The sequence below is a fragment of the Streptomyces sp. NPDC101194 genome (assembly GCF_044767885.1).
GTDB lineage: Bacteria > Actinomycetota > Actinomycetes > Streptomycetales > Streptomycetaceae > Streptomyces.
The window spans coordinates 16,983-41,008 of the sequence record NZ_JBIWOS010000002.1 but is presented as its reverse complement, the minus strand read 5'-3'; the positions used below and the strand labels follow the sequence as shown (position 1 = coordinate 41,008).

20 protein-coding genes are annotated in these 24,026 nt (G+C 68.9%); 9 read left to right on the top strand and 11 right to left on the bottom strand.

Annotation, left to right across the window (positions count from 1 at the left end):
- Positions 1 to 188 precede the first annotated feature (188 nt).
- The 4 genes from pstS to pstB all read left to right on the top strand — a co-directional run bounded on the left by pstS (position 189) and on the right by pstB (position 4,382).
- Positions 189 to 1,325: a phosphate ABC transporter substrate-binding protein PstS gene (gene pstS / locus ACIRP2_RS06760; protein WP_404247289.1), complete on the top strand. Its 1,137-nt coding sequence runs from the start codon at positions 189 to 191 to the stop codon at positions 1,323 to 1,325.
- A gap of 174 nt (positions 1,326 to 1,499) precedes the next feature.
- Positions 1,500 to 2,495 (top strand): phosphate ABC transporter permease subunit PstC, encoded by a 996-nt coding sequence (pstC, locus tag ACIRP2_RS06755; protein ID WP_404247287.1) that lies wholly within the window; start codon positions 1,500 to 1,502, stop codon positions 2,493 to 2,495.
- Positions 2,492 to 3,577: a phosphate ABC transporter permease PstA gene (gene pstA, locus ACIRP2_RS06750; protein ID WP_404247285.1), complete on the top strand. Its 1,086-nt coding sequence runs from the start codon at positions 2,492 to 2,494 to the stop codon at positions 3,575 to 3,577. Before pstC ends, pstA begins: the two co-directional genes overlap by 4 nt.
- Positions 3,578 to 3,605: 28 nt before the next feature.
- Positions 3,606 to 4,382: a phosphate ABC transporter ATP-binding protein PstB gene (pstB, locus tag ACIRP2_RS06745; RefSeq protein WP_404247283.1), complete on the top strand. Its 777-nt coding sequence runs from the start codon at positions 3,606 to 3,608 to the stop codon at positions 4,380 to 4,382.
- A gap of 271 nt (positions 4,383 to 4,653) precedes the next feature.
- On the opposite strand, the gene ACIRP2_RS06740 is transcribed toward pstB, so the two are convergent.
- On the bottom strand, positions 4,654 to 5,652 hold the full coding sequence (locus ACIRP2_RS06740) for an anion permease (RefSeq protein ID WP_376217165.1): 999 nt from the start codon (positions 5,650 to 5,652) through the stop codon (positions 4,654 to 4,656).
- A 5-nt stretch (positions 5,653 to 5,657) separates the two neighbouring features.
- Positions 5,658 to 6,278 carry a DUF47 domain-containing protein gene (locus tag ACIRP2_RS06735; RefSeq protein WP_114245730.1) on the bottom strand — a complete coding sequence of 207 codons (621 nt, stop codon included), beginning with the start codon at positions 6,276 to 6,278 and terminating at the stop codon, positions 5,658 to 5,660.
- Positions 6,279 to 6,478: 200 nt separating this feature from the next.
- On the opposite strand from ACIRP2_RS06735, the gene ACIRP2_RS06730 reads away from it, so the two are divergent.
- Positions 6,479 to 6,847, top strand: a complete 369-nt coding sequence (locus ACIRP2_RS06730; RefSeq protein ID WP_404247280.1) for a metal-sensitive transcriptional regulator — start codon at positions 6,479 to 6,481, stop codon at positions 6,845 to 6,847.
- A 15-nt stretch (positions 6,848 to 6,862) separates the two neighbouring features.
- Here the strand turns inward: ACIRP2_RS06730 and ACIRP2_RS06725 are convergent, their stop codons facing one another.
- Complete coding sequence (locus ACIRP2_RS06725; protein WP_404249361.1) at positions 6,863 to 7,057, bottom strand: hypothetical protein; 195 nt, start codon at positions 7,055 to 7,057, stop codon at positions 6,863 to 6,865.
- A gap of 98 nt (positions 7,058 to 7,155) precedes the next feature.
- Entirely contained in the window at positions 7,156 to 8,124 is a 969-nt protein-coding gene (locus ACIRP2_RS06720) for a hypothetical protein (RefSeq protein ID WP_404247278.1), read from the bottom strand.
- A 133-nt stretch (positions 8,125 to 8,257) separates the two neighbouring features.
- Between ACIRP2_RS06720 and ACIRP2_RS06715 the strand changes: the two genes are divergently transcribed.
- Together ACIRP2_RS06715 and ACIRP2_RS06710 are read left to right on the top strand one after the other, a co-directional pair.
- On the top strand, positions 8,258 to 8,446 hold the full coding sequence (locus tag ACIRP2_RS06715; protein WP_404247276.1) for a hypothetical protein: 189 nt from the start codon (positions 8,258 to 8,260) through the stop codon (positions 8,444 to 8,446).
- 132 nt (positions 8,447 to 8,578) lie between these two features.
- Positions 8,579 to 10,204 (top strand): FAD-binding oxidoreductase, encoded by a 1,626-nt coding sequence (locus ACIRP2_RS06710; RefSeq protein WP_404247274.1) that lies wholly within the window; start codon positions 8,579 to 8,581, stop codon positions 10,202 to 10,204.
- Between the two features lie 92 nt (positions 10,205 to 10,296).
- On the opposite strand, the gene ACIRP2_RS06705 is transcribed toward ACIRP2_RS06710, so the two are convergent.
- The 7 genes from ACIRP2_RS06705 to ACIRP2_RS06675 form a co-directional block, all read right to left on the bottom strand.
- Complete coding sequence (locus ACIRP2_RS06705; protein WP_404247272.1) at positions 10,297 to 11,028, bottom strand: phosphatase PAP2 family protein; 732 nt, start codon at positions 11,026 to 11,028, stop codon at positions 10,297 to 10,299.
- Between the two features lie 329 nt (positions 11,029 to 11,357).
- Positions 11,358 to 12,380, bottom strand: a complete 1,023-nt coding sequence (locus tag ACIRP2_RS06700; protein ID WP_404247270.1) for an NlpC/P60 family protein — start codon at positions 12,378 to 12,380, stop codon at positions 11,358 to 11,360.
- A gap of 111 nt (positions 12,381 to 12,491) precedes the next feature.
- The gene (locus ACIRP2_RS06695) at positions 12,492 to 13,088 is read right to left on the bottom strand and encodes a hypothetical protein (RefSeq protein WP_404247268.1); all 597 of its coding nucleotides are present in this window, start codon (positions 13,086 to 13,088) and stop codon (positions 12,492 to 12,494) included.
- Positions 13,085 to 15,493 (bottom strand): alpha/beta hydrolase, encoded by a 2,409-nt coding sequence (locus ACIRP2_RS06690; protein ID WP_404247266.1) that lies wholly within the window; start codon positions 15,491 to 15,493, stop codon positions 13,085 to 13,087. Before ACIRP2_RS06690 ends, ACIRP2_RS06695 begins: the two co-directional genes overlap by 4 nt.
- Before the next feature lie 229 nt (positions 15,494 to 15,722).
- Positions 15,723 to 16,265, bottom strand: a complete 543-nt coding sequence (locus ACIRP2_RS06685) for a hypothetical protein (RefSeq protein WP_404247264.1) — start codon at positions 16,263 to 16,265, stop codon at positions 15,723 to 15,725.
- A complete protein-coding gene (locus tag ACIRP2_RS06680) occupies positions 16,262 to 18,052 on the bottom strand; it encodes an alpha/beta hydrolase (protein ID WP_404247262.1) in 1,791 nt (596 codons plus the stop codon). Before ACIRP2_RS06680 ends, ACIRP2_RS06685 begins: the two co-directional genes overlap by 4 nt.
- Positions 18,049 to 18,441: a hypothetical protein gene (locus ACIRP2_RS06675; RefSeq protein WP_404247260.1), complete on the bottom strand. Its 393-nt coding sequence runs from the start codon at positions 18,439 to 18,441 to the stop codon at positions 18,049 to 18,051. Before ACIRP2_RS06675 ends, ACIRP2_RS06680 begins: the two co-directional genes overlap by 4 nt.
- A 245-nt stretch (positions 18,442 to 18,686) precedes the next feature.
- Here ACIRP2_RS06675 and ACIRP2_RS06670 point away from each other — a divergent pair, with 245 nt between their 5' ends.
- Complete coding sequence (locus ACIRP2_RS06670; protein ID WP_404247258.1) at positions 18,687 to 19,604, top strand: hypothetical protein; 918 nt, start codon at positions 18,687 to 18,689, stop codon at positions 19,602 to 19,604.
- Complete coding sequence (locus ACIRP2_RS06665) at positions 19,597 to 23,955, top strand: caspase family protein (RefSeq protein WP_404247256.1); 4,359 nt, start codon at positions 19,597 to 19,599, stop codon at positions 23,953 to 23,955. Before ACIRP2_RS06670 ends, ACIRP2_RS06665 begins: the two co-directional genes overlap by 8 nt.
- The last annotated feature ends 71 nt before the right edge of the window (positions 23,956 to 24,026 follow it).

Here is a 24,026-nt window from a genome sequence, read left to right as displayed (position 1 = left end):
ACGAGGCCCTCGGAACCGCGCCGCCCGACACGGTTCACCTCCCGTTCACCCACCCCCGTAAACCGCTTCACCTGTTCTGCCTAACTTCGGCGGTGCACGGTGCGCGGCGCAACGCCGGAGCACCCACCACCTCGCACGCCGTCGTAGAACGAAAAGACCTCGGCGGCTCCTGGAAGGAACACCCGAAAGTGAAGCTTCAGCGCAAGAACCGGCTTCGTGCCACCGCGCTCGGTGCCCTCGCCGTCTCCGGCGCCCTGGTCCTCACGGCGTGCGGTTCGGACAACAACAGCGAGGGGTCCACCGGCGGCAACGGCGGCAAGACGAGCGCCGCGTCGAACGTCAAGTGCGACGGCGCCAAGGGCCAGCTGCTCGCCTCCGGCTCCAGCGCGCAGAAGAACGCCATGGACCTGTGGGCCAAGAACTACATGGCCGGCTGCTCGGGCGTCGAGATCAACTACAAGTCGTCCTCCTCCGGTGAGGGCATCATCGCCTTCAACCAGGGCACGGTCGGCTTCGCCGGTTCCGACTCGGCGCTGAAGCCCGAAGAGGTCGCCGACTCGAAGAAGGTCTGCAAGACCGGCCAGGGCATCAACCTCCCGATGGTCGGCGGCCCGATCGCCATCGGTTACCACCTGGAAGGCGTCGACAACCTCACGCTGGACGCCCCCACTCTCGCCAAGATCTTCGACACCAAGATCAAGAAGTGGAACGACCCGGCGATCGCCAAGCTCAACAAGGGCGCGAAGCTTCCGGACAAGGAGATCCAGCCCTTCCACCGCTCCGAGGACTCCGGCACCACCCAGAACCTCGGCAAGTACCTGGGTGCCGCCGCCCCGAGCGACTGGAAGTACGAGGCCGAGAAGAAGTGGCCGGCCCCCGGTGGCCAGGCCGCGTCCAACTCCTCCGGTGTCGCCGCCCAGGTGAAGCAGGTCGACGGCTCGATCGGCTACTTCGAGCTCAGCTACGCCACCTCGCAGTCGATCCCCACCGTCGACATCGCCACCGGTGCCGCAGCCCCGGTCAAGGCCTCCTCGGAGAGCGCCTCCAAGGCCATCGCCGCCGCCAAGATCAAGGGCACCGGCAAGGACCTGGCGCTCGACCTCGACTACACCACCAAGGCCGACGGCGCCTACCCGATCGTCCTGGTGACCTACGAGGTCGTCTGTGACAAGGGCAACAAGGCCGAGACCCTGCCCACGGTCAAGTCCTTCCTGAACTACACCGCCGGTGACGAGGGCCAGAAGCTCCTCGGCGACGCCGGTTACGCGCCGATCCCGGCCGAGATCAACGCCAAGGTCCGCGAGACCATCGGCTCCCTCTCGTAACCGAGGCGCCCGGCCGAGGCACAGAGCCTCACGCACACCAGCAACACCAGCAGCAACGTCAGCAACACAGAGCAGGCCGGTCCGGTGCACCCCTCCGGACCGGCCCGCCACCACCCATCCGGTGCACCGCCGCCAGGGGAGCCACACCGCTCCCCCACACAGACCGGAAAGACCATGGCTTCCACCACACCGATAGACACGCCGCCGGCTCCGCCCGCGGCGCGCAAGCGCGCCAGGCCGAAGACCGGGCGCGCGGGCGACAAGGTCTTCCTGGGCCTCTCCAGGGGCTCGGGCATTCTGCTGCTCATGATCATGGCGTCGATCGCCGTGTTCCTCACCTACCGCGCCGCGCTCGCCGTCTCCAAGAACGAGGGCAACTTCTTCACCACCCTGGACTGGAACCCGGCCGGCGACCCGCCGGTCTTCGGCATCGCGGTCCTCCTCTTCGGCACGATCGTCAGCTCGATCGTCGCGATGGCCATCGCCGTCCCGGTCGCTGTCGGCATCGCCCTGTTCATCTCGCACTACGCGCCGCGCAAGCTGGCCGCGCCCCTCGCGTACGTCGTCGATCTGCTCGCCGCAGTGCCGAGCATCGTGTACGGCATCTGGGGCGCCCTCTTCCTGGTCCCGTACCTGGAGGGCCTGAACCTCTGGCTCGACCAGTTCTTCGGCTGGACGTACCTCTTCGAGAAGACCGAGGTCGGCGTCGCCCGCTCGCTCTTCACCGTCGGCATCCTGCTCGCGATCATGATCCTGCCGATCGTGACCAGTGTCAGCCGCGAAGTCTTCCTCCAGGTCCCGAAGATGAACGAGGAAGCCGCCCTCGCCCTCGGCGCCACCCGCTGGGAGGTCATCCGCCTCTCGGTGCTGCCCTTCGGCCGCTCCGGCGTGATCTCCGCGTCGATGCTGGGCCTGGGCCGAGCGCTCGGCGAGACGATGGCCGTCGCCACGGTCCTGTCGCCGAGCTTCATCATCTCCGGGCACCTGCTCAATCCGGGTGGCGGAACGTTCGCCCAGAACATCGCCGCGAAGTTCGACGAGGCCGACCAGTTCGGGCGGGACGCCCTGATCGCCTCCGGTCTCGTTCTCTTCATCCTCACCCTGCTGGTCAACGGCGCGGCCCGGCTGATCATCGCCCGCCGCAAGGAATACTCGGGGGCCAACGCATGAGCCAGGCAGCCAACACCGGCATACAGGAACGCCCCACCCCGATGGCGCCCGCACCCAGGACCAGCCTCAGCAGCCGTGCCCTCCCCCGCTGGGCCCCGCTCGCCTTCGCGGCCGTCGCGCTCGCGCTCGGCGTGGGCATCGGAGCGGCGGCGGGCTGGCGCAGCCACACCCAGTGGGGACTGTTCTCCGCCCTGCTCTTCGTCGTCATCTCCTACGTCACGACGACGGTCGTCGAGAACCAGCGCCAGGCCAAGGACCGGCTGGCCACCAGCATCGTCTGGGTCTGCTTCCTGCTGGCGGTCGTACCGCTCGCCTCGCTCCTGTGGACGACGGTCAGCCGCGGCGCGGAGCGCCTGGACGGGTACTTCCTGACCCACTCGATGGCCGGCGTGCTCGGCTCCGAGCCGACCGGCGGTGTCTACCACGCGCTGATCGGAACACTGGAGCAGGTCGGCATCGCCACCCTGATCGCCGCCCCCATCGGCATGCTGACCGCCGTCTACCTGGTGGAGTACGGCAAGGGCGCGCTGGCGAAGTCCGTGACGTTCTTCGTCGACGTCATGACGGGCATCCCCTCCATCGTCGCCGGTCTCTTCATCCTCTCGATCATGCTGATGACGAAGACCGACCCGTCCGGTCTGATGGGTGCGCTGGCACTCACGATCCTGATGATCCCGGTCGTGGTCCGCTCCACCGAGGAGATGCTCAAGCTCGTCCCGAACGAGCTCCGCGAGGCGTCGCTCGCCCTCGGCATCCCGAAGTGGCGCACCATCCTGAAGGTGGTCATACCGACCGCGATCGGCGGCATCACCACCGGTGTGATGCTCGCGATCGCCCGGATCGCCGGTGAGACCGCGCCGATCATGCTGCTGGTCTTCGGCAGCCAGATGATCAATACCAATCCTTTCCAAGGCGCACAGTCCTCGCTCCCCTTCTACATCTGGGAGCAGTACAAGGTCGGCACCGACCAGTCGTACGACCGTGCCTGGGCCGCCGCTCTGGTCCTGATCGCCTTCGTCATGATCCTCAATCTGGTGGCCCGCGGCATCGCCCGCTGGAAGGCCCCGAAGACCGGCCGCTGACCGCGGCACGAAAGAAGCAGTGATTCAGATGGCCAAGCGCATCGACGTCAGCGGCCTGTCCGCCTACTACGGCTCCCACCTCGCCATCGAGGACATCTCGATGACCGTGGAGCCCCGCTCCGTGACCGCCTTCATCGGCCCGTCCGGCTGCGGCAAGTCCACCTTCCTGCGCACCCTGAACCGCATGCACGAGGTCACCCCCGGTGGCCGCGTCGAGGGCAAGGTGCTGCTGGACGACGAGAACCTGTACGGGGCGAACGTCGACCCGGTCACCGTGCGCCGCACGGTCGGCATGGTCTTCCAGCGTCCGAACCCGTTCCCGACCATGTCGATCTTCGACAACGTCGCCGCGGGCCTCAAGCTGAACGGCTCGTACAAGAAGAACCAGCTTGCGGAGATCGTCGAGAAGTCCCTGCGCGGCGCCAACCTCTGGAACGAGGTCAAGGACCGGCTGAACAAGCCCGGCTCCGGTCTCTCCGGCGGTCAGCAGCAGCGTCTGTGCATCGCCCGCGCGATCGCGGTCGAGCCGGACGTGCTGCTGATGGACGAGCCCTGCTCCGCCCTGGACCCGATCTCCACCCTCGCCATCGAGGACCTGATCGGCGAGCTGAAGGAGCGCTTCACGATCGTCATCGTGACGCACAACATGCAGCAGGCGGCCCGTGTCTCGGACCGCACGGCGTTCTTCAACCTCGCGGCGGTCGGCAAGCCCGGCAAGCTCATCGAGATCGACGAGACGGAACGCATCTTCTCCAACCCGTCCGTCCAGGCGACCGAGGACTACATCTCGGGCCGATTCGGATAACCGGCGACGGGGCCGACGTGGGCCGGGGCGCGGGCGGTTGTGCCCGGTGGCTGGATTCCACCGGCTGACCGGCCTCGCCCTCCGACGGACCGGCCTCGTCCCCAGAACTGCCTTGAGGTGCTGCATGGCGGTGCCACCGCAAGGCGAAGGGGCCGCCCCCACTCCCTGCGCGGGGAGTGGGGGCGGCCCCCTTTCCGTATCACCGGATCAGGCCCGTCCGGAACCGACGGGCAGCGCGGCCACCGGATGCCCCGGCCGCCCCGCGGCCCCGTCAGCCGAAGAGCAGCAGCACGACGCCGTAACTGGCGGCGGCGACCAGCGCGGCGGCCGGCATCGTGATGAACCACCCCAGGATGATGTTCTTGGCAACCCCCCAGCGCACCGCGTTCACCCGCTTCGTGGCGCCCACACCCATGATCGCCGAGGTGATCACATGCGTCGTGGAGATCGGCGCGTGAAAGAGGAACGCCGAGCCGAACATGATCGACGCACCCGTCGTCTCCGCGGCGAACCCCTGCGGCGGGTCCAGTTCGATGATCTTCCGGCCGAGCGTCCGCATGATGCGCCAGCCACCCGCGTAGGTTCCCAGCGAGAGCATCAGCGCGCAGACGAGCTTCACCCAGACCGGAATCGGGTCGCTCGGGCTCTCGACATCGGCGATGACCAGGGCCATCACCACGATGCCCATCGTCTTCTGCGCGTCCTGCAGACCATGGCCGAGCGCCATGCCCGCGGCCGAGACCGTCTGTGCGATCCGGAAGCCGCGCTTGGCCTTGTGCGGGTTGGTCTTCCGGAACATCCACATGATCGCGACCATCACCAGATAGCCGACGATCAGGCCGATGACCGGCGAGACGAACATCGGGATGATGACCTTGTCGAGCACCCCGTCCCAGTGCACCATCGTCCCGCCGGCGAGCGCCGCACCGACCATTCCGCCGAACAACGCGTGCGAGGACGAGGAGGGCAGCCCGAAATACCAGGTGATGAGGTTCCAGATGATCGCGCCGACGAGCGCGGCGAAGAGGATACCCATCCCCTTGTCGCCCTCGGGGGTCGCGATCAGCCCCTCACTGACGGTCTTGGCGACACCGCTGCCGAGGAATGCGCCGGCGAGATTCATCACCGCGGCCATCGCGAGCGCCGCGCGTGGTGTGAGCGCACGGGTGGAGACGGAGGTGGCGATGGCATTCGCCGAGTCGTGGAAGCCGTTCGTATACGTAAAGCCGAGCGCGACACCGATGGTCACGATCAGCGCAAAGGTGTCCACGTGGTTCAGGACTCCTTGACCGCGATGGTCTCCACCGTGTTGGCGACGTGCTCGAACGCGTCGGCCGCCTCTTCCAGTACGTCCACGATCTGCTTCAGCTTCAGCACCTCCATGGCGTCGTACTTGCCATTGAAGAGATGGGCGAGCAGTTTGCGGTGGATCTGGTCGGCCTGGTTCTCCAGACGGTTGACCTCGATCCAGTACTCGGTGAGATTGTCCATGGTGCGCAGACCCGGCATCGCCTCGGCGGTCAGCTCGGCCGCCCGGGCCAGCACCTCGATCTGCTGCGCGACACCCTTGGGGAGTTCCTCGACCTGGTACAGCACGACCAGGTCGACGGCCTCTTCCATGAAGTCCATGATGTCGTCGAGCGACGAAGCGAGGTTGTAAATGTCCTCACGGTCGAACGGCGTAATGAAAGAGGAGTTCAGCTGGTGGAAGATCGCGTGGGTGGCATCGTCCCCCGCGTGCTCCGCTGCCCGCATGCGCTCCGCGATCTCGACTCGGGAGGCAGAGTCCGCCCCGAGCAGTTCCATCAGGAGTTTCGAGCCCGTGACGATGTTGTCCGCGGATGCGGAGAACATGTCATAGAAGCTCGTCTCCCTGGGGGTCAGACGAAAGCGCACGTGGGGTCCTCGGGGTGCTTTGGATTCGGTCAGGCTGATGCTAGGCGCATCATCCGGCCACGGCTAACCGGCATTCTTCAGTGTCGCGCATCGGGCCCGGTGATCAGCACGGGCCCCCGGTCACGGTTCGGCAGAATTCGTTAGAATATACCCACCAGGGGTATATGAACGGCAGAGTAGAGGGAAAACGGGAGGCAGTAATGACCACCACCGAGGCCGCCGGGACCACCGACACCGCGGCGACGGAACCGGTCGCGGAGCAGGTCGTCACCGACCACGACCGGGGTATACACGGCTATCACCACCAGAAGGCCGAGCACCTCAAGCGGCTGCGCCGGATCGAGGGCCAGATCCGCGGCCTGCAGCGCATGGTCGACGAGGACGTCTACTGCATCGACATACTCACCCAGGTCTCGGCGTCCACGAAGGCGCTCCAGTCCTTCGCGCTCCAGCTGCTGGAGGAGCATCTTCGGCACTGCGTCGCCGACGCGGCGGTCAAGGGTGGCGACGAGATCGACGCCAAGGTCGAGGAGGCCACGAAGGCCATCGCACGCCTGCTCCGCACCTGATGCGGGGCCCCGCGCTCACCCCCGGTGGTCGGTCTGCCGGGGGACGGTGTTCCGCTCGGTGATCACCCGGACGTTCAGCACCTCGTCGATACGGTCCGCGCTGAGCCGTTCCCCGATCGCGGCCGACGCGGCGATCATCAGTTCCCCGCAGAGATCGATCTCGGCGAGGGCCACATGGTCGGATACGGTCCGCGTGCCGAGCGTCACCACGTCACTCACCTCTCACTGCCTCGCCGACTTCCTAGCGTAGGGAGCGGACCACACACCGCGCATGGCACGGACGGACCATTTCGCGCCCGTCGGCATGCCTACGCCCCCGATCCCGCCCGTCCGTCGCCCGCCTGTCGCTGTTCGATCTTCCCGGTGTAGATGTCGCGGTCGTCCGGCAGCCGTACCGAGACCGGCACCCCGAATCCGGACAGCAGCGTCGTCGACACCACCTCCACCGCCGGTCCCTCGTTGGCGAAACTGAACCGGTGGCGCACCTTGCGCAGCCGTCCCTGTTCGTCCAGATACGCATCGAACGGCACCGTGTGCGTGCCGAACCCCTTCGCCGCCGCGGTCAGTGTCCCGCGCGATTCCGGCGAGGCGCCACGCGCCGCCCGGCCGATGTCCAGGATTCCCCGGTAGTGCCGCACGGTCACCCCGGCGAGCACGGTCCTCCCCACGTACTCCACCTCCCGCGCCCCGCGGAGCAGTTCGGCGGCGGCCATCGGATCGGTCACGCCGCCGGTGACGAGATTGCCGTCCACCAGCGTCGTCGTGTCGACCCTGACCCACTTGTCGGCGGGCACTCCGGCACCGCGGTTCATCATGTAGAGCGCGCCGGGAGCCAGCAGTTCGACAATGGGGCGGTGCTCGTCCTCACCGGCCGCGTCCTTGGGCAGCACAACCGTGAGCCGGCCCGTGCGGTTGCGGAAGTCGTACGTTCCCCGGCCCCTGATCGTCACCCGTGTCCCGCCTGCCGCGGTCTCCATGGACGTACGCACCTCGGCGCTTCCCGCGACGGACGGGGCCCCGGCCCGGGCAGCGGCCCGTCCGGTCACCGCCCCCGTTCCCGTCCCGGCCGACGTCACCGCCGACGGCCCGGCGAGCACCGCGGCCGCACCTCGGACCGCGTCGAGGGAATCGGTACCGCCGCGCTCATCGGCCATGGCACGGTCACCGCCACCACCACCGCCGCCGTCGCATCCGGCGGTCGCCGCCATCACGCCCATCAAGGCAAGGGCACAGACAGCGCGCGCCCCGCCTCCGGACCTGTGCTGCTGCACCACCATCGCCTGCCAACCCCCAACGACGTACCGCTCGCCCGAGCCCCCCATCCGTTCCCCATAACGACGACCCGTGTCCACCGTCACGCCGCTCCCCGACGACACACCGCCGGGTGGCCCTGCCCAGTACCGTGGACGGGTGTATGACCAACGCGCCGACGAGGTCCCGAAGGCTCCCCCCACCCCCACGTCCGACGGGCACGAGCCCATGACCGTGGAACGCGGCTCTTTCTGCACCGCCCGCTGCGGCTGCGGCTGGTCCGGGCCGGCCCGCCGCTCCCGGGACCGGGCCCGCACGGACGCCGCGGAACACCGAGCGGCCCCCTGAGCCCCTCCCCGACTCCCTCTCCCTGTCCTCTTCTCCTTGCTCCTCTCCTTGCTCCTCTCCTTGGCCCCTCGTGCTTCTCCCCCGGCCTCTCCCCCCACCGCCCGGCTGCGAACGCCATGACCCGGAGGTCCGATGAACCTGCCGCCCCTGACCGACCGCCGCACCCTGCTCGCCGCGGGCGCCGCCGCGGCACTCACCGGCTTCACCGCCACCGCGTGCGACAACACGTCCGGCACCGGCGACGACCCCACAGGCGGCCCGCGCACCACGGGCGCCACGGGTGTCACCACACCCGGCTCACCGGCCTCATCGGCCCCGTCGAAGTCCTCCCCCTCCGGCCCGGCGAACTGGTCCGCGCTGGCCAAGAGCCTCGACGGCACTCTCATACGCCCCCAGGACGCGCTCTACCAGACGGCGCGTCAGCTCTACAACACCCGCTTCGACGGCCTGAAGCCGGCCGCCGTCGCCTATGTCAGGCACGCGGCGGACATCCGCGAGTGCCTGGCCTTCGCCCGCCGCACGGCCACCCCCGTGTCCATCCGCAGCGGCGGCCATTCCTACGCCGGCTGGTCGAGCGGGAACGGGCGCCTCGTCCTTGACGTCTCGTCACTGTCCCGCGTCGAGCGGAACGGCACGATCGGCGCGGGCGCCAAACTCGTCGACGTCTACCAGGGCCTCGCCCGACACGGCCTGACGATCCCCGGCGGCTCCTGCCCCACCGTCGGCATCTCCGGCCTCACCCTAGGCGGCGGCCACGGCGTGGCATCCCGCGCGTACGGCCTGACCTGCGACAGCCTCACCTCGGCGACCCTCGTCACGGCCGACGGCAAGACCCTCACCGTGGACGCCAAACACCACCCGGACCTCTTCTGGGCGCTGCGCGGCGCGGGCAACGGCAACTTCGGTGTGGTCACCGAGCTGAGGTTCCGTACCCGCCCGGTCCCGCAGACCGTCACCGCGTACATGTCCTGGCCCTGGTCGCGCGCCCGCTCCGTCATCACCGCCTGGCAGGAGTGGGGACCGTCCCAGCCCGACGAGATCTGGTCCTCCGCCCATCTCGCCGCGGGGCCGGGCGGTGGCAATCCGAACGTCTCGGTGGCCGCGTTCAGCCTCGGTACGTACGGCGACCTGCAGAACGCCGTCGACCGCCTCGCCGACCGGATCGGCGCCCCGGCCTCCTCCGTCTCACTGCGCCGCCGCAGTTACCAGGAGGCCATGCTGGGGTACGCGGGCTGCTCGGGCATCACCGACGCCCAGTGCCATCTGCCCGGCACGACGCCCGGCCGCACCGAGCAGGGCACGCTCCAGCGCGAGACGTACGCCGCCGCGTCCGACTTCTACGACCGCTCCCTCTCCGCGGCGGGCGTGAGGACCCTGCTCGACCGGGCCGAGGCGTTCACCCGGATTCCCGTGAGCCAGGGCGGAGGCGGCGGCTCCATCGCGCTCACCGCGCTCGGCGGGGCGATCAACCGGGTCTCCCCGCAGGCGACGGCCTTCGTCCACCGCGGCTCCCGCGTCCTCGCCCAGTACATCGGTGCGTGGCGCCCCGGCACCGCGGGCCGCGCCCAGCAGGACTGGCTGAAAAACACCCACGCGGCCATGCGCCGTTACGCGTCCGGAGCGGCGTACCAGAACTACAGCGACCCGACGCTGACCGACTGGCGCCGGGCCTACTACGGTTCCGCAGCCGACCGGCTCACCGAGCTGAAGAAGCAGTACGACCCCGAGCGCCTCTTCGCCTTCCCGCAAGCACTCTGACCTGCGGTCACGGGCGGCGCGCCCCACTGACGGACCTGCGGTCACGGGCGGCGTACCCCGGTGACGGACCTGCCGCCCCGCCCAAGCGCGCGCTACGCGGCCAGGTCCTTCTCGCCGTCGCCGCCGCCCGTGCCGGGCCGCGGCTCGGGGATCCCGAACGCCCCGGTCCGGCCGTCGGCCGTGGCCGACACGTGCGAACGCCTCGACCTGACGAGTCGTCCGAACCGGTCCGAACGGGAGACCGCCGCCGCCAACGGGGTCAGCAGCATCATCGCCAGCGGGGCGAGCAGCAGGGTGACCGCCGTACCGAGTGCGAATCCGCCGATGACGTCGGTCGGGTAGTGGACGCCCATGTAGACCCGGCAGAAGCCTTCCAGCAGGGCGAGGGCGATCGCGGCGATGCCGAACTTCCGGTTGACCACGAAGAGCCCGACGGCCAGGGCCATCGCCATCGTGGCGTGGTCGCTCACGAAGGAGAAGTCGTTCTTCCCGTCCACCAGCACGTCCAGTCCCGGGTGGTCCCGGAACGGGCGCTGCCGCCCCACGAAGCCGCGGATCGGAATGTTGATGAGCAGCGCGATCCCGGCGGCGAGCGGTGCCCAGACGATCCCGGCGACCGCCGCCGCCGAATCATCGGCCGTACCGCGCCGGCGCACACTCCACCAGCACCACAGGACCACCAGGACCATGCCGAGCATGATCCCGTACTCGCCGACGAACTCCATGACCCGGTCGAACCAGGTGGGAGCGGACTTCGCGAGCCCGTTGATGTCGTAGAGCAGGCTGACGTCGGGGTTCGACCCATCCACTGCGAGTCCAGCCATCTGCTGCGGCCCCTTGCCTTGTCTGCTGCCGCGGGACACACTCCTGTGCACCGCTTTGACGAACCCCCGTGTCGGTTCGATCACTGCGTGGATCACTGCCTGTGGATCGGTACGTCGTGGCCGCTCCGCTCGTGAGCGCTTCCCCGGTCGGCGCCGCAAGGTCAGTGCAACGCCGTCCCGGTCCGTCCGGTCCCCCCAGGGAACGACGTGCCCCGTGCGTGCGTTCCACTCTCCACCGAATGATCACCATGACGTTATCGAAGAGTGACTCATCGTCGCAGCTCAGGGCCCAGGCTTCACGGAGAGTTCCGGCCACCGCCGTCCGTGCGTCATGCCGCCGGACGGTCGGCCGGAAGGGCGGTCGGCAGGGCCGCGGCCCCGTCCTTGGTCACGCGCGTCGCGCCGAAGTAGTCGGGCGTGTCGATCTTGTCGAACCGGATCACGGCCCCGGTGTACGGCGCGTTGATCATGTATCCGCCGCCGACGTACAGCCCCACGTGATGAATGGCCCGCGAGTTGGTCAGATCGTCCGAGAAGAACACCAGGTCGCCGGGGAGCAACTCGTCACGCGAAGGATGCGGACCGGCGTTGTACTGGTCGTTCGCCACCCGCGGCAACTCGATGTCCACGGTGCGGTAGGCGGCCTGGGTCAGCCCCGAACAGTCGAACCGCCCACCCTGCTCCGGCGTGCCGTTGCCGCCCCACAGGTACTTCGTACCGAGCTTCTTCTGGGCGAAGTAGATGGCCCCGGCCGCCTGCTGCGAGGGCTGCACCCGTCCGACGGGCCGGGCGAAGCTCTTCTCCAGGGACCGGATGATGGTGACGTAGTTCTGCGTCTCGGAGATGTTCGGAACCCCGCCCGAGCGGATCACCCGGTACGCGCCGGCGTTGTACGCGGCCAGCATGTTGTCCGTCTGGTCGCCCGGCACCTTCTTCACGTACCCGGCCAGTTCGCAGTCGTACGAGGCGGCGGACGGAATCGCGTCGGCCGGATCCCAGACGTCCCGCTTCCCGTCCCCGTTGCCGTCGATCCCGTGCCCGGCCCAGGTGCTCGGGATGAACTGGGCCATCCCCTGTGCGGCGGCAGGACTCTCGGCCCGGGGGTTCCACCCGCTCTCCTGGTACAACTGGGCCGCCAGGAGAGCCGGGTTGATGGCGGGACAGAGATTGCCCCACTTCTGGACCAGCGCCTGGTACTTCGCCGGCACGGCCCCCTTCGCCAGCCCGACGGCTCCGCTGCTGCCGGAGCTGACGAGTCCGGCAGCAGCGGAGTACGTACCGACGACGAGCAGTGCCACGAAGCACATGGCCATGCCGACACCGATGCCACCGACCACCCAGAATTTCCGCACCCCTCAACCATCCCCCATTGGAGCGGGGTTCATGGCCGTTTTCGCGGGTGTGTACGAATCAACCGGGTCATCGACGTCAACGATCGGTCGCTCCGGCGCACTGAGGGTCCATCAAGCGGCTCCGGCCGACCAGTAGTCGGAGCGCACATTGGGACCCGGGAGGGGATAGACCCCTTCGTACGCCGGTCCGTTGGGCTTGGAGGCGGAATCGGCGACCTTCGACTCCTTCACACAGGGGCTGTCGGCCTCGAAGAACGCCTGCCCCCTGCCGCGGAAGCTCACGCTGATACCGAAACCGGCCTTGGTCTGCGCGTAGATCGCCGGGAACTCCTCGTCCTTGTTCTTGCCCTTGATCCGGTAGTCGCTCTCGCGCCAGAACTTCTCGACCTGGTCCAGGAAGCCCTGCCGACGCTCGGCCGACACGATGGTCATCACGGTGCGCCTGCGCGTCACATCGCAGCTGCCGGTCGTCGTCGGTCCGTGCGCCCACTGCACCTCGGGGTCGATCGCCTTCAGTACTGCGTCGAGCATGCTGTCGGACCGTTCGGCGGCCTCCTGCATGTTCATGTTGCTCCCCTTGGCGCTCTTGGTGCTCTTCGTGGTGCCGGCGCTCGCGCTGCCGCTCGATTGTCCGCTGTCGTTGCCGCAGCCCGACAGTGCGAAGCCGAAAGCCAGGGCCACCGCGACGGTCTGGAACCTTCGCTTCATCGCTGTTCCTCCATCTTGAGCCTGTCGGAGTGCCCCGACACGATCAGAGCGATGCTGTCCGCCGACATAGCGTCTCGTACCGGATCGAAGTAGTTGGAGTGCGCGTCGAAACTCAACCCGCCGGTACTGATGAAGGGCTGACCGGGGGCCACCGGGAAGCGCCGGGCGCCGAAGGCCTTGCTCGCCGGGTCCTTGCCGAACCAGAGGTCGTCGTCGCCCGGGTCGGCCAGGTCCCCGGCGATGTACGCGCCGGCCGGACCGCCCAGGATCATCCCCACCGTACCCACGACGACCTGCGTCTTGGACGGGAGCTTGGTCACCGGGTCGTTGGCCGCGGCTCCGACGAAGACGTGTCCGCTGCCGACGCCGAGGTCCACGGCGCGGTCCACGCCCACCCCCGGACTGCCGACCAGGATGATGTCGTCCACCCCCGGTATGCCGCCTTCGCGCTGTGTCGCGGCGCCCACGGTCCGGGAACCGTAGGAGTGCCCGATGGCCGTGATGTGCGGATCCTTGTTCTGGTTGGTGGCCACGATGCCGCTCATGAAGTCGTTGTAGGCCACACCGCCCTTCTCCGCCCGCCCGGTGCCCGCGACCGCCAGGCTGTGCAGCCCGTCCGGCGTCTGCGGGGCGTCGTACCCGAGCCAGACGATCGCCGCGGTGGACGGGTCGTACCCCTGGGCACCGATCGCCGTGTCACGGGCCCGCTTGAGACCGCCCTTCGCGAACTCCTCGTCGAGGGAAGTGTTCAGCCCCGGCACGTAGGCCGACACATTCTTCGATGTGTCGGGGTTGCCGTAGGAGACGATGGCCCTCCCGTTGCCCTCGTCACTGATGCCGATGAGGTACATCGGCGGCTTGCTCCCCTCCTGAAGCTGCCGGTCGATCTCCAGCAACCCCGCCAGCTGCTTCTTCGACTTGGAGTCGGTCTTCCCCTCCAGCTTCGAGATCAGGTCCGGAAGGTTCTTCCGGTTGGCCGCGTCCCTGTCCGCCACCGGGATGCCGTCCAGATAGCCGATCTTGTCCGGTGAGAGATCGAGGTACTGGTCGCGCTGTTGCTGCGTCAGCCCGTCCCACCACGACTTGCGCTGGGCGGCGGTGGCGTCGGTCGGGATACGGGCGTTGAGGTAGTCGCGCTCCGCGTCCCGCACCGCCGCCTCGACGCGCGACCCGGATCCGGGCAGCCCGGCGACCGCGCCGCCGCCGCCACCGGATGCCTTGGTCATGTCCCAGACGGCGGGGATGTACTGGCCCTTGTTCCACTTGTCGCTCGCACCCCGGGCGGACTGGGCGTACTGGTCGGCGATGCCCTTGATGGTGTCGCCGGGGTGGATGACCGTGTCGACGGCGCCGCTGACGTCGCCCCACAGGCCGTCCTTGCCGATGACGCCGGTGACGAAGTTGCCGTCGGAGGGGCGGGACGTGTTCGGCTTCGGGCTTTGTCTACCCGCGTCGACCTGCGAAGAAGAATCGCCGTTGGCCGAGCCGGTGGAGCCCGCGGAGCCACCGGCACCGCCGGAGCCGCCCGTGCCGCCGGCACCGGATCCGGACCCACCGGACGCGTTGCTGCCGCCGGACGCGGAATTGCCTCCCGACGCTGCGTTGCCTCCCGACGCGGAGTTACCTCCCGACGCGGCGTTCCCTCCTGACGTGGAGGTCCCTCCCGTCGTCGTCGACCCGCCGGACCCCGTGCCACCGGTCACGGTCGAGCCCTCGGAGCCCGTACCACCGGCCGCATCGGACCCGCCGCCGGTCGAACCGTCGCCGCCCTTGCCGGCCACCACCTCGACCTGGGGTGCCGGGCATGCGCTTCCGGTCAGTTGGCAGATGGCGTTCCGGAGCTCGCCGGTCAGCTGTCCACCGATCCCGGTCGCCACCAGCCCGCCGATGAGGGCCACGACCACGAGGATCATGCCCAGGTACTCCATCGCGGTCTGACCGGCGTCCCGACGCCACTTGGTCATCCGCGCGAAGCTGAACGAACGGTGCTCGGCACGCTGTTCGGGGCTGAGCCCGAACCACTCACGGGAACCGGGTCGCAGCAGCAGAACGACGACGACAACCGGCATCACCAGTTGCGCCACGCCCTGCCCGCCCGTGCTCCCGCCCAGCGTCGCCAGGGCTCCGAGGACGAGCCAGGCATGTACGGCGAGGAGCCCGCGCCAGATCCAGACACCGCCGGTACGCATGTACAGCGACAGCACGAACCCGGTGACGCCGGGCAGCGCCGCGTACAGCAACATGCCCAACAGCCGCCCGTCCACGGCGTCGACGGACGATGCCACGACCAACTCGTCGATCACACCCACGACGGTGACGACGAAGAGCAGTCGGACGAGAATCAGCACCGCCTGCAGAGGGCGCGACAACGACTGCCTGCCTGGACGGACCTCGGCGGCACTCATGTCGGCACCACCTGGAACCGCTAATTCTCGTATGCCGGACACGGCGAATCTCCCAGCTTTGTGAGTGGGCGCAGCGACAGTTCCCCCGGTCTCTGTATGCGACCACACCGACACTGGGCGCGGCATGGGCCCCAGGGCCCAATGCCGGACTCAAAATCCCAGGTGATCGGCCTATCCCTTTCCGCCACCGACCGGCTTGATATGGGTCATTGGTGGCGGAGACGTGACATCAGGGCGCCCCGGCGGACCAGAAGTCCGAGCGGACGTTGGGGCGGGGAAGGGGGTAGACGCCTTCGTATGCGGGGCCGTTGGGTGGAGTGGTCGGGTCCGCCACCTCGGACTCATTCACGCAGGGGCTGTCCACCTCGAAGAAGGCTTGGCCTGCACCACCGATAATCAGAGTTACGCCGAACCCATCTCTCGTCTGAGCGTAGATAGCCGGAGAGTCTGTGTCGTTGTTGACACCCTTGATCCTGTAGTCACGATGCCGCCAGATGCGCTCCACCAATCCCAAAAAACTCCCCCTACGCGTCTCGGACACAACGGTCATCACTGCACGCCTGCGGGTTACATCGCAACTACCCGTCGTTGTGGGGCCGTGGGCCCATTGCACCGCTGGTTCAATACCTCGCAGCGTCGCATCCATGATGCCGTCCGCGCGATCCGCTGCTTCCTGCATATCCACGTCGGTCCTCTTTCCATCGCTCACACATCCAGCGAGTGGCATACACAGCAGAAGCGTCACAGTGATCGTTCGGAATCGGATCCTCATCGATACCTCTCCGCCTTGAGCCTCTCAGGCTTTCCTGCCGCAATCAGAGCGATGCTGTTGGCCGACGAAGCATCCCGCTCTGGATCGAAGTACCGCCGATGTGCATCGAAGGAAATTCCGCTGCCGCTGAGCAGACTCCGTCCGTCATCCACAGGAAAGCGTCTCGCCCCGAACGCCTCACTCGCCGGATCCTTACCGAACCAGAGATCATCGTCCCCCTGGTCAGCAATATCTCCTGCGATGTAGGACACCACTGGCCCAGCAGCAATCAGCCCCACCGCGCCCACTGCGCTCTGCTGCTTGGACGGAAGCTTGGTCACCATGTCATTTTCGGCCGCCCCGACAAATACATGGTCCTTCCCCACCCCCAGCTCTTCGGCGCGGTCAACACCCACGCCTGGGCTGCCAACCAAGATGATGTCGTCAACCCCTGGGATCCCGCCCCCTTGCTGCGCAGCAGCGCCCACAGTGCGCGAACCATAAGAGTGACCGATAGCAGTCAGGTGCGGGTTCTCATTCTCATTCGTCGCCTCAAGTCCTCTCATAAAACTGTTGTATGCCAGGCCGCCCTTCTCAGCTCTCTCATCGCCCATTACAGCAAAGGACCCCAGAGGATCATTAAGTGGCGTTTGCGGCGCGTCATAGCCAAGCCAGGCAATTGCTGCACTGGAAGGATCGTGAATTTGAGCACCAATAGCCGTGTCCCTGGCGCGCTTCAGATCGTTCTTCGCGAAATCTTCGTCCAGCGCGGTACTCAGCCCCGGCACATACGCCGACACATTCCTGGCCACATCCGGATTCCCGAACGAGACGATCGCCCGCCCGTTCCCCTCGTCTCCGATACCGAGCAGAAACATCGGTGGCCGCCGCCCCTCCTGCAACTGCCGGTCGATCTCCCGCAGTCCTGCGAGCTGCATCTCCGATTTCGCGTCGTCCCGCCCCTCCAGCTTCCCCATCAGCAGCTGCAGGTTGTCCCGGTTCGCCGCGTCCCGCACCAAAGCCGGAATGCCGTCCAAGTTGCCGATCTGGTCCGGGTACACCGCCAGGTACTCCTCGCGCTGTTCGTCCGTCAGGGCGGCCCACCATGCCTTCCGTTCGGCCGGTGACGCGTCGCGGGGGATGGCTTCCTTCAGGTAGCCGCGCGCCGCGTCCCGCACCGCGGTCGCGTCGCCCGCCGCGTCGGTCCAGGTGGTGTCGGGGACCTTCAGGCCCTCCTCGGCCCTCAGCCGACGCAGGATGCGGGCGTACCGCCAGTCGATCTCGGCCGCCGTCCGCACGGCCTTGGCCACCCGGTCCGCGATGTCCTGCGCCTTTGCCGCGTTCGGGTTGGGCGCCACCAGGCCCGAGGGCGGCAGGAGGCCCGGCGCCCCGTCGGCCGACGCCTTACCGCCCGGCAACGGCCTGTCGTCGATCAGGGCCTCGCCCGCCGCCGGGTACGTCACCGAACCGTCCACGTGGACGGTCAGCTTCAGGGACTCGGCGTCGTCCAGAGCATCGCGCAACGCCCTCTGCTGGGCGCGCAGTTCGTGGGCCATGCTGTTCAGCGTCGTACGGAGCAGCCCGCACTCCGTATAGACGTACTGCAGGTTGCTGCTCAACTGCCGGAGTCGGCCGACCGCCGCACTCGCCGCCTCGCCGTGCTGCGTACCGCGCAACCCGTTCAGCATCTGCGTCTCGATCCGGTCCCGGCCCGCGTCGGCGCGATTGCTCGCCCTGCCCCACCCGTCGGCCGCGCCCTCCAGTTCGCCGCACCTCAGGTCCCGCAGCTGTGCCCAGGTGATCGTCATCGCGGTCCACCTGCCACCGGCCCGAACGACGCCTTCACGGTTTCGTTCGTCTCCCCCTGGGCCCTGGCGACAGCCCGCAGTTTCCCCGCCAGGGCCCCGCACTCACCCCGCGCGGCCTCGAACCGTCGCTCCCACGAGTCCCGCACGGCGTCCAGTTCCGCCAGCGCGGTCAGCCCGGCGGTCCCGGCGAGCAGTCCCTGGTGCGCGGACTCCAGTTCCGCTTTCACCGGCCCGAGGTGTGTGCACATCACTTCGGCACCACCGGCCGCTCGCTGCCAGGGCCCGTCGCTGTGCTTCAGTACGTCCCCGCCGCCGCCGCTCTTCAGGCCCGCCAGATCGCTCAGCCGCTGACGGTCCCCCGGCTGTCCCACCACCGTCACTCCGGTCACCCCGCTCCGTCCTTGATCGTGGAGCGGCACTGTGCCAAATCCTGTGCGGGCGACACGCCGCGCCCACTCGCGCCTCAAGGCGTCAGGCCCCCGCAGGGCCCGGCAGATCACGACCGACGGTTCACCCGAACGGGCTATCCCCGTACGGCGCCCGAGCCCGTGGCCGGATCCGCCATGAAACGCGGTCACATCATGTCGGCCACTTCTAGAGTGAGGCGGCATACACACGGGGAACGGGGCACGGAGTGACGCGAGTTGTGGGCGTGCACGGCGTGGGCAAACAGCTCATGGGCAGCACGATGTTGCACGGTGAATGGTTTCCGGCCCTCTGCGACGGGCTCCGGCACGCGGGTCGGCCGGCCATGTCCGAGGACGATTTCACATCGGCGTTCTACGGGGACCTGTTCCGCCCTGCGGGCCGCACCCTGGCCGTGGGGGACCCCGTGTACACCGCGTCCGACGTCGCGGACGGTTTCGAACTCGACCTGCTTCTGGCCTGGTGGGAGCAGGCTGCCGGGACAGACGCCGCCGTACCGCCGGCAACCGGTGCCACCACCCTGGCGCGTTCTCCTCGGGTCGCGCAGACGGCCTTGCGGGCTCTGCAACGTTCCCGGTTCTTCGCCGATGTCTCGTTGCGGGCGCTCGTCTTCGATCTGAAGCAGGTACGCCGCTACCTCCTCGACCCCGAGCTGCGCACCGCCGCCCGTCAACGGGTCCAGGAGCTGATCGATCCCGACACTCGCGTCCTGGTCGGCCATTCGCTGGGTTCCGTCGTCGCGTACGAGGCCCTGTGCGCGACACCGGGGCACGGCGTGAAGGCACTGGTGACACTCGGTTCGCCGCTCGGCATGCGGATGGTCTTCGACCGGCTGCTGCCCCACCCCGGCGACTGGCCCGGCAGCCCGAGCCCCGACGTCGGACCCGCTTCCGGCCCAGGCTCCGGCCTCGGACCCACCCCACGCTGGACCAATGTCGTCGACGAAGGCGATGTCGTCGCCGCGGTCAAGGACCTGTCACCGCTCTTCGGGCCGGCCCTCGAAGGAAAGGTCGTACACAACGGCTCACGCGCCCATGACGCGACCGCGTATCTGACAGCCGCCGAGACCGGTCGGGCCGTCGCGGAAGGGCTGCGCCATGACGGGGACGGCCTCCGCCGTGTCTGAGACATCGCCCACTCCCCGACGCCCGCGCCGCTATCTCATCGCGACGGCGGTCACCTCCTACCCCAAGGCCCCCGCCCAACTGGAATGGGACCGCCCGGGCCTCGCGGACGCCCGCCGCCGGGTCATCGACCTGTTCACCACGCACCTCGGCTACGAGCACGTGTCCGACCTCGGCCTGAATCCCACCGAGGCCCAGCTCCTCGCCGAACTGCGCAACTTCAGCAAGTCCCCCGACCGCCGCCCCGACGACCTGGTCGCCGTCTACATCGCAAGTCACGGCGAAGTCCTCGACGACGGCGAGCACGTACTCCTCACCTCCGACACCGATCCCCACGACATCGACGACGCCCTGCCCACCCTGACCCTGGCCCGCAAGATCCTGCGGGGCACCGGGGTCCGTCGGCTCATGCTGATGCTGGACACCTGTTTCTCCGGCCAGGGCGGCAACGAGTTGCTCGCCGCCATGGCCCGGCTGAAGGGCCACTGGGGCGACGACGGGGAGTCCGGACTGGCGGTCCTCACCTCCACACAGCCCCATGAACTCGCCCAGGCCGGCGCCTTCCCCGAGCTCCTCGGCCAAGCCGTGCACAGCCTGGCCACGGCCGGCTACACCCCCGAGACCCTCGCGCTCGACGCCGTCGTCAACGCGATGAGGAACGACCCGAAGCGCCCCGGCCACCAGACGATCGGTCTGGAGATCATCGGCCTCACCGGCGCGGTCCCGCCGTTTCTCCCCAACGGGCGCCACAACCCCCGGCTCAGCCACTTCGACCTGGCCCTGCAGCAGACTCGCGAGTGGGAACGCCAGGCCGATCGCCGCGTCGTCGAGTACGAGAGCCGGTTCCTGAAGCGCGCGCAAGGGCACTCGGACCCCCATCGGGCAGGCTGGTGGTTCTCCGGCCGCCATGACGCCCTCGCGGACATCTCCCGATGGCTGGTGGATCAGCCGCCCGCACAGCCCGCGCTGGCCGTCACCGGCGGCCCGGGTTCCGGCAAGACGGCGGTGCTGGGCATCCTGGCCGCCGTCAGCGATCCCGGGCAACGCCGCACGGTCCCCCTGGACGGCATGGGACTCGCTTCGGTCCCCCTCCCGCCCCCGGGCACCCTCGCCACCGCGATCTACGCCCAGAACCTCACCGACCAGCAGGTCCTGCACGGCATCGCCGCCGCCGCCCGCGTCCCGGCCGACACCGTCTCCGAGCTGGTCGGCCAACTGGCCACCAGACCGGGTCCACCCGGCCGGCCCGGCGGCCGTCCGCTGACGGTCCTGGTCGACGCGCTCGACGAGGCCGCCACCCCGGAGAGCCTCTGCCGCAACGTTCTTCGTCCGCTGATCGACCCGGGCACCCCGCACCTGCGCCTGCTCCTGGGAACCCGCCCCCATCTGCTCGAACCACTCATGACGGGCAACACCGGACGCATCGATCTGGACTCCGAGAAATACGCCGACCCCGAGGCCATCCACGCCTACACCCTCCGCAACCTTCTCGGTGCGCATGCCCGTTCCCCCTACGTGACCTGCGGCAACGTCCTACGCACCGCCGTCGCACATCAAGTGGCACGAGCGGCCGGCCGGTCCTTCCTCGTCGCCCGCATCACCGCGGGCACCCTCGCCGCCACACCGGGAATTCCCGACCCCGACGATCCCGGCTGGGTCGCCGCACTGCCCCGGATGCCCGGTGAAGCCATCCACAACGACCTCACCCGACGGCTGGGAGACCAGGCCCCCGAGGTCATGGACCTGCTCCGCCCCCTCGCCTTCGCCCAGGGCCAGGGCCTGCCGTGGGAGGACATCTGGGCCCCGGCCGCCTCGGCGGTCTCCGGCCACGCCTACACCAACGAACACCTGTGGCGACTGCGCTCCACCGCCGGTTCCTACATCGTCGAGGCGATCGAGGACGGCCGCTCGGTGTACCGGCTCTACCACGAAGCGATGGCCGAGTACCTGCGTACGGACCAGAACGCGCGGGCCGTACACGCGGCCCTCGCCTCGGCGCTGCGCGCGACGGTCCCGTACGGTGCCGACGCCGACCCCGACTGGTCGCGCGCCCACCCCTATCTGCGCCGCCACCTCGCCACGCACGCCGCGCTCGGGGGCGTACTCGACGAACTGGTCCAGGACCCCGACTATTTGGTCCACGCGGAGTGCGACACACTCGCCCCGCACCTTCGCCTGCTGACCACCGGCGGGGGCATGCTCCACGGCGCCGTCTACCGGGCGTCGATCGGTACGCACCGCCCGCTGACACCCGACGAGCGGCGGGCCGTGCTCGCACTCGACGCGGCACGGTACGGAGCGCACGAGACGCGCCGCGCGCTCACCGACCGGATGGCCGCCGACGCCTGGAAGCCCGTCCACGCGTCCGGCAGCAGTGTCTCCCCGGCCATGCACAACATCCTCACGGGCCACACCGGTGAGGTGCTGGCAGTTGCCTGCACCGAGATCGCCGGACAGTCCGTGGCCGTCACCGGTTCCCACGACAGCACCGTGCGGATCTGGGATCTCGGCACCGGCCGTCCCGTCGGCGAACCGATCACCGGGCACGACACCCCGGTGACCTCGGTGGCCTGTGCCCTGCTCGACGGTCGGCCTCTCGCCGTCACCAACTCGTACGACTCGCCGGCACGAGTCTGGGACCTGGAGACCGGCCGACCCGTCGGCGGCTCCCTCACCGGTCCCGAGACCGAGGTGGACCGGCTCATCTGCGCCGAGTTCGACGGTCGTCCGGTCGTGGTCACCGCGTCGTACCACGACAGCACGGTACGGATGTGGGACCTGCGCACCCGTCGCCCCGTCGGCCCGTCCCTCAGCCACCCCACCACATGGTTCCACGCGGTCCTCTGCGCGGGGGACGACGCCCGGCCGTATGCCGTCACCAGCGACAGGGACAACACCGTGCGGGTGTGGGACCTGAGCACCGGCCGGCCCATCGGTGAGCCCTGTACGTTCCCGAACGGTCCCGTGAAAGCGGCGGCCTGCAGCGAGATCGACGGCAGGCCCGTGGTCGTCACCCTCACACCCGGCGAGGTGCGGGTGGTGGACCTGACCACCGGCCAACCCGTCGGCGCCCCCTTCAGCACCCGCACCAACGCGTGGAATGAACTGACCTGCACCCGGATCGACGGACAGCCCGTCGCAGTCGCGACCTCGTACGACAACAAGGTGGTGCTCTGGAACCCGCGTACGGGCCGCCTCATCGACAGCCCTCTGACCGGCCATACCAGCGGAGTGCGCGCGGTCGCCTGTACCCGGATCGGAGGGCAGCCCGTCGCCGTCACGGGCTCGCGCGACCGCACGGTCCGCATCTGGGGTCTGAACGTCGGCCACCCGATCGGCCGTCCCGCTGCCGGACACGCCGGTAACGTGACCGCGTTGGCCTGCGGGCGTCTCGGCAGCGGCCCCGTCGTCATCACGGCCTCCGCCGACCGGACCGCGAGGACGTGGTACCCACCTGCGGCCGAGGTCCTCGATCACCCCGGAGACGCCTCGGCAGACTGGTCGGACACGCCTGCCGTCATCCACCTCGACGGGCCGGCGGTCGCCATCGCCCTCACCACCGGCGCCCGCCCCGTCGCCCTCACCCTCACCACCGACGACCGGCCCGGAGCCGGTCCCGACATGACCGTCTGGGACCTGAGGACCCGCCGCACCATCGGCCGCCTGCCGACGGAGAACACCGCCCGCCGGGTGGCAGCAGCGGCCTGCACCCACCTCGACGGACGGCCTCTCGCGGCCATCGGCTACGACGACGGAACATCGCAGCTGTGGGACCTGGAGACCCACCACCCCGTGGGACGCCCCCTCCACAGGCGCAAGGTTGCGAGCGGGGCGGCCGCCTGCACCCGACTCGACGGACGGCCCGTCGCCCTCATCGGCTACACCGACAGCAGCGTCCGCCTCTGGGACCTGGACAGCGGTGAACCCGTCGGACGACCACTCGTCGGCCACACCGCCCGGGTGACGGCCGTGGAATGCATCGAGATCGACGGTCTGCCCATCGCCGTCACCAGCTCGCACGACAAGACGCTGCGTATGTGGGACCTCACCACCCAGTGCCCCCTCGGCCGTCCCCTGGTCGGCCACACCAACTGGGTGAACGCCTTGATCTGCACCGAACTCGACGGACGACCCGTCGCGCTGACCGGTTCGCACGACAACACCGTTCGGGTCTGGGATCTGCTCCGCCCCACGGCAAAGCCCACGGGGCTCACGGTGCTCCGACTGGCGAACCATTGCCGCGCACTCGCCGTCTCCGACGATCACCTCGTGGCCGCCTTCGGCAATGACGTGGCGTTCTTCACCCGGCAGCGCGCAGCGCGGCATCCGTCAGCTCCCGGCCCGGAACGTTGAGACCGCAGGAGTTCGCCGGGACCTCCCTCGTTCGCCGGCTGGCCTTGCTCCATGGCCCATTCGCTCCCCGC